The sequence below is a fragment of the Bradyrhizobium sp. SBR1B genome (assembly GCF_014198205.1).
GTDB lineage: Bacteria > Pseudomonadota > Alphaproteobacteria > Rhizobiales > Xanthobacteraceae > Bradyrhizobium.
This window is the reverse complement of the sequence record NZ_JACIHC010000001.1, coordinates 841,245-854,340: the sequence shown is the minus strand read 5'-3', so window position 1 is coordinate 854,340 and position 13,096 is coordinate 841,245. Positions and strand designations below refer to the sequence as shown.

The following is a 13,096-nucleotide window of genomic DNA, read 5'->3' as shown; positions in this document are numbered from 1 at the left end:
GGCATGAACCAGCACGCCAAAATCGAAATCCGCCATTCGACCTGTCCGCATGATTGCCCCTCGGCCTGCGCCCTCGATGTCGAGGTGGTCGAAGGCCGCAGCATCGGCCGTGTCCGCGGTTCGAAAAAGCAGACCTACACGGCCGGTGTCGTCTGCGCCAAGGTTGCCCGCTACGCCGAGCGCATACATCACCCCGAGCGGGTCACGTTTCCGATGCGCCGCATTGGGCCGAAGGGCTCGGGGCAATTCGCGCGCATCTCCTGGGACGAGGCGCTGGACGAGATTGGGCATCGCTTCAATCAAGCCGAACGCGAGTTCGGCGCGGAATCGATCTGGCCCTATTATTACGCCGGCACGATGGGCCTGGTGATGCGCGACGGTCTCAACCGTCTCACGCATGTGAAGAAATATTCGCGCTTCTATCAAACCATCTGCGCCAATGTCGCGCGCATCGGATTCGCGATCGGCACCGGCAAGATCGCCGGCGTCGACCCGCGCGAGATGGCGCTGTCCGACCTCGTCGTGATCTGGGGCACCAACCCCGTCAACACGCAGGTCAATGTGATGACGCACGCCTCCCGCGCCCGCAAGGAGCGCGGCGCGAAGATTGCGGCGGTCGACATCTACGACAACGAGACTATGAAGCAGGCTGACATCAAGATCATCCTGCGCCCCGGCACCGACGGCGCCTTCGCCTGCGGCGTCATGCATGTCCTGTTCCGCGACGGCTACGCCGACCGCGCCTACATGGACAAATACACCGACTGCCCGGCCGAGCTCGAGGCGCATCTGAAGACGCGCACGCCGGAATGGGCGTCCGCGATTTGCGGCGTGCCGGTGGCCGAAATCGAAGCCTTCGCGAAAGCGGTTGGCGAGACCAAGCGCACCTTCTTCCGCTTTGGCTACGGCTTTACGCGCAGCCGTAATGGTGCGACCCAGATGCATGCGGCAAATAGCATTCCCGCGGTGACCGGCGCCTGGCAGTATGAGGGCGGCGGCGCCTTCTTCAACAATTACGCGCTGTGGCATTTCAACGAATCCATCATCGAGGGCCACGACGCCATCGACCCGAGCATTCGCGCGCTCGACCAGTCCAAGATCGGCCGTATCCTCACCGGCGATGCCGAGGCCCTGCGCGGCAAGGGGCCAGTCAAGGCGATGCTGATCCAGAACACCAATCCGATGACGGTGGCGCCGGAGCAGGCGCTGGTGCGGCAGGGCTTTGCGCGTGAGGATCTGTTCGTCGCGGTGCACGAGCAGTTCATGACCGAGACCGCGCAAATGGCCGACATCGTGCTGCCGGCCACCATGTTCATGGAGCATGACGATCTCTATTACGGCGGCGGCCACCAGCACATCTCGGTCGGGCCGAAGCTGATCGACCCGCCCGGCGAATGCCGCTCCAACCACGAGGTCCTGCAGGCCCTGGCGCCGCGGCTCGATGCCAGGCATCAAGGTTTCGAGATGACGCCGCGCGAATTGATCGACGCGACCTTGAGGCTGAGCAACCACGGCGACATCGGCGGCCTCGAAGCCGACATCTGGCGCGACCTGCAACCGGACTTCCGCACCTCTCATTATCTCGACGGCTTTGCCCATGCCGACGGGAAATTCCACTTCAAAGCCGATTGGGCGCATCCGCCGTTCGGCGTGACCATGGGCGATTTCGACAAGATGCCGTCGCTGCCGGATCATTGGGCGGTGATCGAGCACAGCGATCAGGCCCATCCGTTCCGGCTCGCCACCAGCCCTTCGCGCAGCTTCCTCAACACCACCTTCAACGAGACGCCGTCCTCGCAGGCGCGCGAGGGCAAGGCGAGCGTGATGATCCATCCGCTGGATGCTGCCGCCCTCGACATTGCCGACGGCGATGCGGTGACGCTCGGCAACACTCGCGGAGAGACCACGCTGGTGGCGACGCTGTTCGACGGGGTGCGGCGCGGTGTCCTGATCGCGGAATCCGTTCATCCAAATAAGAACCACATCGGCGGCCGCGGCATCAACATGCTGACCGGAGCCGAAACCGTCGCGCCGATCGGCGGCGCGGCGTTCCATGACAACAAGGTCTGGATCAGGAAGGCTGCGAGCTGAGGCGCGGCTCGCGCTTCGGTCGCCCCGCAAATTGCGTCGAGGCGCTAAAGCGGCGCCGCGCCACAGTTTGCGCTTGCACCTATCGCCCAAGCTGCCGCAAATGGCGGCAAACGGGAGCAAGGAAGCGAGCGTGCCATGACCGACACCACAGCCGTCGTCACCGAGAAGCGCGGGCAGGCGCTCTGGATCACCATCAACCGGCCGGACAAGCGCAACGCTCTGAACGGCGAGGTGATCGCCGGCATCGGCAAAAGCTATCGCGACGCGCATGAAGACAAGGACGTCCGCGTCATCGTGCTGACGGGCGCGGGCGACAAGGCGTTCTGCGCGGGCGCTGACTTGCAGAATTCCGGCGCCGCTTTCGCGATGGACCATTCCAAACCAAATGTCGACTATGCCGATCTGCTGCGCTTGTCGCAGAATGCGACGAAGCCGGCGATTGCGCGGGTCGGCGGCGTCTGCATGGCGGGCGGCATGGGCCTGCTCTGCATGACCGACATGGCGGTCGCAGCCGATCACGTCATCTTCGGCCTGCCTGAGGTGAAAGTCGGCGTGTTCCCGATGCAGGTGTTGAGCCTTTTGCAGACCATCGCGCCGCCGCGGCTCGTCAACGAATGGGCGCTCACCGGCGAGCCGTTCGGCGCCAAGGCCGCGCACGCTGCGGGCCTTCTCAACTACATGGTGCCAGCGGCCGAATTAGACGCTAAGGTCGACTGGCTGATCGGCCGCATCGTCGACAAATCCCCAACCGCGATCCGCCGCGGCAAATACGCCATGCGCGCCATAGCCTCGATGTCGTTCGACGAGAGCATCGCCTACACCGAAAGCCAGATCGCGCTGCTGGCCATGACCGAGGACGCCAAGGAAGGCTTGAAAGCTTTCAGCGAGAAGCGCAAACCGTCCTGGTCGGGAAGATAAATGCGTACCCTTCAACTTCCGTCTCGCCTGGCGGGTGTCCGGACCGCGCATTCTGTCTATTGGCGCTAGCCGAAGATGGGGCTTTCCAGTCGAGAACAAAAAGCGGCTCGTCAACAAACTGGCGAGCTGGCGATGAAGCTGAAGTAGTCTCTGAAGGCTCAGAAATTCGGATCGACTTCCAAGGGAATCCATCAGCCCGCGGGAGGGACTGATGCCTAAAGCCAGCAAGATGCGACCTCGGACGATCAGGCGAAGTGGTCAAACCAGCGTCAGTGTCCACGCCGATGCCAGATGGTAGTCGATGCGCGCCTGGTGCGATTTGCTCAGGCAGCAGAACGCGAGAGAGGCGCTCGCGCGCCTTGACGGATACATGAAAGAAAAAAAGAGCGCCTCCGGAGAGACGCTCTTTTGCCACCCCATTGAGGGGGCAAGACATCCGATTGCACAGAAAGCACTACGCTATCGCACTTTCAACCGCCCCAGGCCTCACGTGGCATAAGGGTTTCTACAGTCGAGGGCCCGGGCAGCACACGAGATTAGCTCGAACAACAACATCTCAATGCCAATGGTTAACAACGCCGGAAAATCTGCGAGACTCGCGAACGGGAGAACACTTCCGATGTGAGAGGCGGGGCTACGTTCCAAGGCTCGAGCCGGTACTGTAGGAGGCTCCGATCTGATGGGCAGCGTTTCACGATTCGCTGCCCTTTGCGGACCATGCGACACAGCCAAAGAAAAATTGCGGTGGTGGCGCTAACAAGGACAGTTACCAAGATCAGATCCCAGTGGCGTATCGTCAGGCATTCCTATGATATGCTCGTCGGTAGCCGGTAAGTGTTTGTCTTGATTCATGAAGTCAGGCGCCGCCTCGTATTATCCCGGCGAGTGCCTCCATCGAAGCTAGACCATATTCGGGACTGGCTCATTCCGATCCCGCGCGAAATGCTCGGTCTGTGTTCGGACCTTGCAAGCACGCCCTTCACGTGCCCTGTCGGGCGGCGGCATTTGGGGCGAAGGGCGCAGGAGCGTCAAATTCCTGGTGGGGACTAAGGAATGATCCCAGGGGCACTTTCGCCTCCAGCAGGCTGCCAGGGGCCTTCGCGGCCGGTGCATGGCATAATGCCCGCATAACGACGGCATAATAGTTGTATTATGCCTGCGCGATAATCGTACTCTCGGACGTTTCATATCTCACGTCATCTGTTTCATGATTTTCGACGTCTGTTTCTTTTGAGCCAATCCCCGTTTCATCCCGACCACAAGGTGTTTCAAAGCTCTCAACATGTGTTTCAAGATTCTGATGCTTTTTTCTTTGGCAGCTTCCAATTGCTTGAAAATGAGCTGTTTTCACAACTGCCCAGTACCTTGCATTGGCTAACAAGTGTTTCATCAGGGTGGCAGACCAGGGGGGAGTCGCCATAGTTCGACTGTTTGACTTCCAGTCGAAAGCGCGTCCGACGAGCGCCGCCAGTCCCATCCGAGATTTCGACGATTTTGGCCGCTGCAAATGGAGCCGGCAGGCCACCATCTTTTCTGCCGTTGCGTTCGTGCAACGGACTTGTTCGGGTTCAGACCGCCCCTTCTTTCAGTTAGAGATTCGATCGTTGATGGTCCCGATCTCAGAACGGCAGGCGGCTGCCCCGAGGCTCAAGTCCCGCGGCGACAGTCGGAGATTCAGATCCGACACGGTCAGGGATTCGGTGAAACAGTTGTTGGTTCTCTTGAAACAGGAGTTGGTGGCTTTCAGGCCTGCGCACTATAGTGGAAAGCGGCGCCTAACTAGTGTTTCACGGCACCCGGAAAGTGTTTCTTTTGTTACCATGTAACGGGGGGCCGACAAAAAAGTTTGCCGCCCTACCTTCCGCCAACGTCCGCCCAGACATCCACCTCAAAGGGGGGGGCCTTTCCTGAGCGGGCGTGACCAGTGCGGAGCCAAGGATCAGACATCCCGCCGAAGCGGGGCTCCCGAACGGAGAAGTAATATGGCCGAAGACGGCGAACAGGCGCGCCGCCAGGCGCAACCTCAGTGGCCTCGGGAGCTCACGCTCGAGGCCGGCTTTGCCGTCCGGCGCACCCCGCCGGTCGACCATCTGCCTAGCGAGGCGCACCCGCGACCTGATGCTTCGCGAACCGGCAAACACTTCCCATCGACGCGGCCAGCTCGCGAGCTCGGACGTCGGCCCGAGCCGGCGCGCTCGCGGGAAGAAGGAGATGGAGCCGTCGAATCCTTGGAATCCGGGCGATCCTGGATCCCGGACGAGGACCGGGAGCATCTCGAGATCGAGGACGATGTGATGGAGAGCTATCGTTCTACCATTCCGGCGGCCGACGCACTGCTCGAGGCCCCTGAGCCGGAGGACTTCCTACCGAGCCCCGAGCAAATGCTCGCCATCAATCCGGACAAGCCCAATGGTCCAGACTACGGCGAGCTGCGTAGTCTGATCGATGCCAACCACGCTCTCACAGAGAAGTCGCGTGAGAAGCGGCGTGCGGCTCAGGACCGCGAGGGCGATGACGCCGCTCCGAAGGTGAAGATCGCGACCGCGGAGACGCAGCGGGAATACCTTTCCCGCGGCCTGGGGCTGCTCAAGCGGTACATGCGCGAGTCGGACCTCCAACTCAGTCTTGAGGACACCGATCCGCAGCAGTTCGCCAGCTGGCTGCTGGGCTTGAAACCTTTCCTCTCCCGGAGCACCTGGCGGCTGTACCGCGCCTCGGCGATCGCGATCGTCCAGGCCATCCCCTCGATTTACAGGGACTCTGCCATCGCTATGCTGAACGCGGATCTCAAGATCGGCAACGACGAGGGGCAGTCAGGAAAGAGAAACGGTGAGGAGGAGGAGGTTCGAGCAGCGAGGCGCGCCAAGCGAATTGATCACCAGCATTTCCAGCAGCTCCGGAAGATTCTCCTCGTAACCTCCCGCAGTCCGGCGCAGGCGTGGCTCCGGGATTGGCTGCGCGCGGGGATCCACACCGGCTTACGTCCGGTGGAATGGTCTCTCACCACGTTTGAACGTCGTCCTGACAGACGTTTCCCGAACGGCCGGGTTTGGCTGCATGTGGTCAGCGCGAAGGCCACCGATGGCCGAGCTACGCACCGGACGCTGGATCTGTCGAATTTCTCGACCGAGGCCTTGGAGGCGGTGGAGCGGATGGTCAACCAGTCCAGGGAGTGGGTGCTGGCCGGAACCTGGTCGCAGCGGCAGTACGACGTCTCGAAGTTGCTGCGCAAGCTCTGCAAGACGCTGTTCCCGCGGATGAAGAAGCAATACACGCTCTACAGCCTGCGCCATCAGTTCATTGCCAATATGAAGACGATCTATACCCGGGAAGAGGTTGCGGCCATGGTTGGCCACATCTCGCTGGAAACCCAGGTCGAGCACTATGGCAAGCGGCGCCTGGCCTGGGATTCCCGCCTCATCACGGAGGTGCCGATGCCGGTCGAGGAGCAGGTCGCCCAGATCAAGAAACGGCTCGAGCTCTTTGATCTCCGGAAGATCGACCGTGCCACCAAAGAGGCCGCCAAGCGTGGTGTCGATCCCGACGATTTCGATGGTGAGGACTTTAGCGCTGGCCGTCGTTAACCATGAATTGTCGTGCCTGCTGGAAATTCCGATCACAAGCGACATATTGGAGGCTACTTCGCGTCCCTCGCGAAGCGGCCGCCGCCGGTGCTTCCAACACCGTCGACGGCCTAACCACGACGACTAAGCAGGAGTCACCATGGCTAAGCGCCATTATAACGCCGATTCGGCAGTCCTTCTCTCGTCCTCTCCGTTGCCCGATCTCCGGTCCGATGTGACCGGGTGCGGGCTCATGCCCGATGTCGGGTGCATGGCGGGCGCTATCGCCCTCATCACCATCACCATCACCATCAGCTAAGGCAGGGATCGCGAAGCGCGACGACATGCGGCGCGATGACGTCGCATGAATCGGTCCCGATCCGCTGCAGGCGTTGGCGATCCCGCTGGGAGCGACGCCATCCTGGCCGTCCGCGATTTCTGCGGGACAGGCCAGGCAAGCTGCGATGACAGCCGGACCCTGCCAAATCCAGCAGGGCGTTCGGCGGTCAGCCGGTCCGATGTCGTGCCTACGCGATCTCTCGAAGACAGAGAGATCGATCAATGAAGATTTCTTCCGAGACCCTGCAGCTCCAGCCCTGCACCCACACCATCATCGCCCGTTCGGCGGCATCGAAGGCTACCGCCTGATCAGCGATCCGGCTGGCCGGCTCGCCGTCACGACGTTCTCAACGGAGATGGCGAGGCGGCTTGCGGCGGGCTTTGATCAGTGGTCAGCGTGCTATGTGCTCGCGGGTAACGGCCAGGCCTACATCGCGCAGAGCCAGTGCGCGATGAAGTGCATCGCCGAGCACGCGGTGGATCCCGCCAAAGCTTTCGCCACCGAGGTCTTCCTGATCCATGAGCAGGAAGAGCCGCGCACGATGGATTGGTCGACCCGGCTCTACCTGGAACACCGTCTGAGCGTGCTCGTCAAAGAGGCGGGGCTGGTTCGCCTCGCCAACGCCGCGGAGCCGCGTGTTCTGCCCTGGCGTCTCGAACAGGCCGAGCGGCTCGTGGAAGAGGCCCGACGGCTCCTTTTCGACGCCGGCTGCCGAGTTCTGAACGGCAATTTCCCGAGCCAGCCGACCGCGGAAGCGAAGGGCGATGACAACCAGGATGCTGAGGAAGCCGTCGAGATCGCCTCGCCGATCGGACGGGTGCCCCTAGAACTCGAATTCGATTATTGCGGCATCTGGGCACGTGGCTCCGCCGATCATGAAGGTTTTTTCGTGGTCAAAGCGGGATCGGAGCTGCGGGCGAGGGAGAACCCGAGCTTGCGGCAGAACATCAGACGGCTGCGCGCTGATCTGCGCGGCCGGGGTGTCGTGGTTCCTATTGCTGGCGTGACGGATCGCCTGCGCCTCCAGGTCGATTGGCGATTCTTCAGCGCAGCGGTTGCAGCAAAGTTCGTGGCCGCGGCCCACGTGGCCGGCACCAAGTGGGTGCGCCCCGCAGCGCGCCCGATCGGGCGCGCTGCATAGGGGCTCGGCAAATGTCAAATATGGTCAGGCCGGGGCCGGAGCCCCGGCAAGGTGGTGCGGCCAGTCCTTCCGATCACGCTGGTGAGGGCGGCGCACCCGTCGGGATCAGCATCGCCTGCTGTGAGACCCTGAAGCCTCCGCGCGAGGGCGGGGATGCCAAGCTCCTTGAGACCTCGTCGCCGGTCGTCCGCGCCCTGCTTCAGATCGCACCGCTGCGCTGGTGGCGATCGATGCCGGCGGATACGTATCGGGCGGCGGAGTACCTCGCCATCCGCTGCGCGCTCGACGAGGTCGCAACGCTGATCGAGGGCGCCGAGGTCGAGCCGGCCCTGCGAGGCGATGTGGATGCCGCGATCGCGCTGGTGTTGACCTTGATGCCGATCAGGCGGCTCGGCGGCATCAGGACCGATATCGGGATGACGGCCGTGCTCCGTCTCGCGCTCGAGGGCGGGTCCAGATGCGCGCTCGTGCTCGCCTATGTCATCGATCGCGCCGAGCCAGATCCCCACGGCGCCGATTTGCTGTGAGCATCATGGTTCGAATCCCGCTGCGGCCACGCCGCTCTCCGCGGCGGCTTTGCCCAAGGCGAGAGGGTGGTGCTGAACGCGCTGCGCGCATTCGATGTGCCGCGCGCCTGCGGGGAGGGCGAGGCATGACGGTTGGTCGACATGGAGCCGGCCCGAGAGGCCACAACCGGCGGGAGGCCGCCACGCAGGCATCAGGACCGTTCCATGTCCGCCTTCAATCACGGCGTGCGCGGCTCGCCCGCGACAGTCCGTCGGCCTCGCGCGGACCGGAGCGACAGCGACAACCCGATTCGAGTGCCGGGGCCCGCTCCGCACTGCAACGTCGAGATCTCAGGCCTGGAGCAACCCATGGCTGATCTCGACGACAACCGGACGGTGGCAGCCCGCCTTTCGTCCATCCCTGTAGGAGAAGAGAGTAGTATTATGTACGACGTGACAGAGGCCCAGAGGCCTCACGATGATTTTTTTGTCTCGGTCAAGACCAGGACGGCGATCCCGGTGCGACACTTGGCAATGCGCCATGCGCTGATCCAGGCCTCGCTCGATCCGCAGGTGCGCTCCATCGGCTACGTGGCGTCAGCCTGGGTCGCGTCCGAGGTGTCCTCGCTTGATGCTGTCATCGTGGAACGCGAAGACGGCCGCTATGTCCTCGACGTCGTGCCGGCGCGACGCCTGGGCGATGCCGAGGACGAGGGTCCAGTGCTGATCGCGTCGGATGAGCTTGAGCTGGAGCCGCTTGTTTTGACTGCCGAAGAGATTGCGCGCGAGCCGCGGTGCAGCAATGCGAACCTGGTTTGGTCCTACCACGACCTCGCTGTTCCGATCGGGCTCCGGCTGCGCATCCAGCAGCTCCTGCTCGACGAGCGAGCGATGCCGCTCGGCCAGCTGCTCAAGGCTGTGGCCGGCGAAAGCGATCCCGCGGCGGCGGTGATGGCGCTCGCCTGCGCCAACCTCCTCTGGCTCGATCTGCTCACGCGCCCGTTGGACCCGACCACGCTCGTTCGATGCTGCGATCTGGCGGAGCGCGCATGAGCTCCGATGATGAGACAGGTGACCTGCCGGCAGCCCTCGAAGATATCGTCTCGACAGGAGCGGCCGCCGATGCGGGTGACGGCGAGGATCGCCTGAAGGGACTGCCGCGCCTCCTGCGCTATGCCATGCTGAGCACCAACGGAGCCCAGCATGTCGCGGAGCGACTGATCGCCGAGATCCATGAGCTGTGTCCGCACCTGCCGCAGAGCGCCGCCTGGGCCTTGGAGCGCACGTTTGATACCGGGGTGGAGCTCGCAGCCGAGCTCGATCAGCGTGCCGTCATGCAAGACGAACCGAACTTGCGGAGCCTGGCCGACTGCGTCCGGCTGCTGTCGCTGCCGGCGCCGCGCAATTCTCGTCACCTCGAGGAACACCAAAGGGTCGGCAAAGCGCTGGTTCACGCGTTTTTTGAGAGCCTTGGGCCTGTGGAGAAGGAGCTCGGCTGCGACATCGAGCAGTTCACCTTCGGCTGGGCAGCGCTGCCGGCTTGCACAGGGATGCTGTCCGCCAGCGTTTCGGCAACAGCGAACGCGGTCTACATCGGAAGCCGCATGGCCGAACGCCGATTTGCTGCTGCGAAGGCAAAGATCTGGCAGCAGTTCCAGGACGAGTACCGGCAGAAAGCCAAGAAGGAAGAGGAGCAGTCCGCCGCTGGTCAAGTGCCCGCGAGCGCCGAAGCGGACGTCATTCCCGCGCGCCACGTCATGGTCGCGCGCCTGTCTGAGCTCGAGATGAAGAGCTCCAAGCTCAAGGACATCCTGGCGCCCCTCAAGCACGCCATCAACACGCCCCTGCCGCTGGTCGAGGCGCCGCCGCTGCACAAGGTCCGCAGTGCGCTGGCATTCGAGTTTCCCTGGGCCATGAATGTGATCGACTTCGCGCTCGCCGATCTCGTCGGCCGTACGACGGTCTACCTGCGCCCCCTGCTGTTGGTCGGCCCGCCCGGCGTTGCCAAGAGCCGATTCGCCAGACGACTGGGCGAGACCCTCGGCGTCAGCATTTGGCGGGAGGATGCCGCGCGCGCCGACAGCGCGGTGTTCGGTGGCACGGACCGGCGGTGGAATTCGGCCGAACCCTGCCACGCATTTCTGGCGATCGCACAGGGCAGAATCGCTAACGCGCTCGTGCTGATCGACGAATTGGAGAAGGCCGGCACGCGCTCCGACTATGGCCGCTTCTGGGACGCGTTGCTGGGCTTCCTCGAACCTGAGACCAGTGCCCGCTATCCCGATCCCGCACTTCAGACAACTGTCGATGTCTCCCACGTCTCCTACCTCGCGACCGCTAACAGCCTCGATCCGCTGCCCTCGCCGATCCGCGACAGGTTTCGCGTGGTGACGTTTCCGAGCCCCGGTCCCGACGACCTCGACGCCCTGCTGCCCGCCGTGCTGGTCGACCTCGCGCGGGAGCGCGGCCTAGATGCGGTTTGGGTCCCGCCGCTCGACGGCACCGAGCGCGCTGCGATTGCGCAGCATTGGAAGGGTGGCTCGTTGCGGCAGCTGCGCCGCATGGCCGATGCGATCCTGCGCGAGCGTGATCTGCGGGCGGCGAGAAATTGAACATGGTGAGTCCTGTGCATAGCGGCCTCCTCAACGTGCCTGCAGAGTGCTCACCGCGGGCCCATCATATCACCTCCGACGTCAGCGGTGGCCATCTGGAGCGCCCCGTCCAGCGTCGGCGAGCCCGCGCGATTCGGACAAATCGTTTATGCGAGGTCGCCTCATGAGATTACTGGATGCCCAAGTATGCGATGGGGAGTTGCTCCTCGTCCTCCACGGAGATCGCGCCGAGATGTTCACAGCCAGGGCGATGCTCGCCGATATTCTCGGAACCAGGGTTCATCTCGTCACGGCGGGAATGCTGCGCCGGATCAGGGGCGGCCAGAGGAACGTGGGGGAATCCACCCTCGATTTCCTTGCCCGGATCGCTCTCGTCGAGGCCGTCGCTGGCAGCCTTTCGGCGGACGAGCTGGTCATCGTGCGGCACCCCGACGTGCTGAGCGGGTCCCCCGGTGTTCCGGGGCACGCGCGTGCCGCCGGGGCCGGTTTTCGCCACGCTGGCCGACAGATTAGCCGGCGAGATTGTGTGCCTTGGCTATCCCCAACTCTCACCGGACGAGATCAAAATGGCCCTGCAGCAGGCCTGCCGTCTGCTCGAGCGCGATGCGCCATTGATGAGTCGGAGCTGAAAAGATCGTTTGTCCCCATAGAGCGACCAGACCTAACTGCACGTGGGGCCAGAATGGCACGTTAAGGCGTTCGGCTCGGAGAGGGAGAGCTTGCAGGTACAGATCGACCTTTCGGATAAAACGACCTCGCGGCTGCATCGGGTCTCCTCCACGGACAAACAGCTCACGGCCGCCGGGTTCGAGCGCCTTCGCAGCCAGCCAGGCTCCGCGATCAGATCGCTTGCTGCAAAATCGGCGGGACAAGCGTCGAAAGCGCCGTACCGCTCCGCGGATCACCGCAAATCCTCTCTCGGATGAGAGCGGACAGCCGCTAGGATCATCGATATATCCGCCTCTTAGGGATCGTGCGCGATCGCAAGCCTTTGAACTCGCGACCGGCGGCAGCAGCGACGCAATCGCCGGCCGGCGCTTCGCCGACCCGAGCGCAGGTCGATAGCGCCGAGATGGAAGCTCAGCCCTGCGCCTCATTCACGTGAAATCAGGATTTCGAGTAATTTTCTTGCGCATTTGATGACCTAATTCCTGCCTCGCAAGTGTCTGAGTGAACTCGCGAAAATCCGATCGCACCCTCATAACGCCGGCATAATGCCCGCGCGATAGAAATTCTTCAGACTAATAAAATTGCTCGCTGATTTATTGAGGCTCTAAGGTCGATTTCTCGTCATCAAACACCAGCTTCTGTTCGCCCTAAGAATCCGGCGGGCTCGGGATGCCATTACTCGACAAGGAGCACTTACCTAAACATCGGCGCGCTCGCAGATGGCAGAGGCACAGGCCGGGTTGACATCGGCCGTGAAGCGTGTTCGTGGCGCAGGCCCGGTGCGACTTCGCCAGAAGCTGCCAGCCGAACTGCGAGATCCGGCAGCTGCCAAACCAGTACAGATTGCTGAAAGCAATAAGACTGAGCATTGCGGGAAGGCTGGGCCGCACTCGAATCTCTCCAACTAGGTAGTGCGATGAGATTGTGATCGCGTTCTCGCCCGCAATGTCGCAGTGCACCTGGTCTTTTTCATCCAAGGATGAATACAAACGAGTCTTGCCTTCAACGTGTTTCGGGGGATGTCATGACGGCGCCTGCGGAGGCCAATCTGGCCGATGAGCTCACCGCGCATGCGGTTGCGAGCATTGAGGCGGCGGATCATTTCGCCCTTCCGTTCCCGCATATCGTGTTCCGCGACTTCTTCCCGGCCGATTCCTACCAGTACCGGGTGCGGCACGCCCCCGACCGAGGGGTACGATCCGATCACAGGCACGGGAACGCGCACGGCTCTGCCCCTCTATGGCGATAATGTCCGA

General features: G+C 62.8%; 10 protein-coding genes. 8 read left to right on the top strand and 2 right to left on the bottom strand.

Annotated elements, in window-relative coordinates; all coding sequences use genetic code 11:
* Window positions 1–3 precede the first annotated feature (3 nt).
* Window positions 4–2,091, top strand: coding sequence for a molybdopterin oxidoreductase family protein (locus tag GGD61_RS04130; RefSeq protein WP_183230245.1), 2,088 nt, complete (start codon window positions 4–6; stop codon window positions 2,089–2,091).
* Window positions 2,092–2,226: 135 nt separating this feature from the next.
* On the top strand, window positions 2,227–3,009 hold the full coding sequence (locus GGD61_RS04125; protein ID WP_092260928.1) for an enoyl-CoA hydratase/isomerase family protein: 783 nt from the start codon (window positions 2,227–2,229) through the stop codon (window positions 3,007–3,009).
* 1,150 nt (window positions 3,010–4,159) lie between these two features.
* Here GGD61_RS04125 and GGD61_RS04120 read toward each other — a convergent pair.
* A complete protein-coding gene (locus GGD61_RS04120; RefSeq protein WP_183230243.1) occupies window positions 4,160–4,486 on the bottom strand; it encodes a hypothetical protein in 327 nt (108 codons plus the stop codon).
* Window positions 4,487–4,991: 505 nt separating this feature from the next.
* On the opposite strand from GGD61_RS04120, the gene GGD61_RS04115 reads away from it, so the two are divergent.
* The 5 genes from GGD61_RS04115 (at window position 4,992) to GGD61_RS04095 (ending at window position 11,171) form a co-directional block, all read left to right on the top strand.
* Entirely contained in the window at window positions 4,992–6,593 is a 1,602-nt protein-coding gene (locus tag GGD61_RS04115; RefSeq protein WP_092260932.1) for a hypothetical protein, read from the top strand.
* Between the two features lie 443 nt (window positions 6,594–7,036).
* Window positions 7,037–8,053 (top strand): hypothetical protein, encoded by a 1,017-nt coding sequence (locus GGD61_RS04110; RefSeq protein WP_183230242.1) that lies wholly within the window; start codon window positions 7,037–7,039, stop codon window positions 8,051–8,053.
* Window positions 8,054–8,064: 11 nt separating this feature from the next.
* On the top strand, window positions 8,065–8,580 hold the full coding sequence (locus GGD61_RS04105; protein WP_143109095.1) for a hypothetical protein: 516 nt from the start codon (window positions 8,065–8,067) through the stop codon (window positions 8,578–8,580).
* A 348-nt stretch (window positions 8,581–8,928) separates the two neighbouring features.
* The gene (locus tag GGD61_RS04100) at window positions 8,929–9,612 is read left to right on the top strand and encodes a hypothetical protein (RefSeq protein ID WP_244550752.1); all 684 of its coding nucleotides are present in this window, start codon (window positions 8,929–8,931) and stop codon (window positions 9,610–9,612) included.
* Entirely contained in the window at window positions 9,609–11,171 is a 1,563-nt protein-coding gene (locus tag GGD61_RS04095; protein WP_183230240.1) for an AAA family ATPase, read from the top strand. Before GGD61_RS04100 ends, GGD61_RS04095 begins: the two co-directional genes overlap by 4 nt.
* A 169-nt stretch (window positions 11,172–11,340) precedes the next feature.
* On the opposite strand, the gene GGD61_RS04090 is transcribed toward GGD61_RS04095, so the two are convergent.
* The gene (locus tag GGD61_RS04090) at window positions 11,341–11,598 is read right to left on the bottom strand and encodes a hypothetical protein (RefSeq protein ID WP_210310935.1); all 258 of its coding nucleotides are present in this window, start codon (window positions 11,596–11,598) and stop codon (window positions 11,341–11,343) included.
* Window positions 11,599–11,623: 25 nt separating this feature from the next.
* On the opposite strand from GGD61_RS04090, the gene GGD61_RS41595 reads away from it, so the two are divergent.
* Window positions 11,624–11,800: a hypothetical protein gene (locus tag GGD61_RS41595; RefSeq protein ID WP_183230238.1), complete on the top strand. Its 177-nt coding sequence runs from the start codon at window positions 11,624–11,626 to the stop codon at window positions 11,798–11,800.
* Window positions 11,801–13,096: the final 1,296 nt, after the last annotated feature.

Coding starts and splice junctions, on each gene's coding strand:
- GGD61_RS04130 (WP_183230245.1), top strand. CDS start 4: ATGAACCAGCACGCCAAAATCGAAATCCGCCATTCGACCTGTCCGCAT.
- GGD61_RS04125 (WP_092260928.1), top strand. CDS start 2,227: ATGACCGACACCACAGCCGTCGTCACCGAGAAGCGCGGGCAGGCGCTC.
- GGD61_RS04120 (WP_183230243.1), bottom strand. CDS start 4,486: ATGGGACTGGCGGCGCTCGTCGGACGCGCTTTCGACTGGAAGTCAAAC.
- GGD61_RS04115 (WP_092260932.1), top strand. CDS start 4,992: ATGGCCGAAGACGGCGAACAGGCGCGCCGCCAGGCGCAACCTCAGTGG.
- GGD61_RS04110 (WP_183230242.1), top strand. CDS start 7,037: ATGACAGCCGGACCCTGCCAAATCCAGCAGGGCGTTCGGCGGTCAGCC.
- GGD61_RS04105 (WP_143109095.1), top strand. CDS start 8,065: ATGTCAAATATGGTCAGGCCGGGGCCGGAGCCCCGGCAAGGTGGTGCG.
- GGD61_RS04100 (WP_244550752.1), top strand. CDS start 8,929: ATGGCTGATCTCGACGACAACCGGACGGTGGCAGCCCGCCTTTCGTCC.
- GGD61_RS04095 (WP_183230240.1), top strand. CDS start 9,609: ATGAGCTCCGATGATGAGACAGGTGACCTGCCGGCAGCCCTCGAAGAT.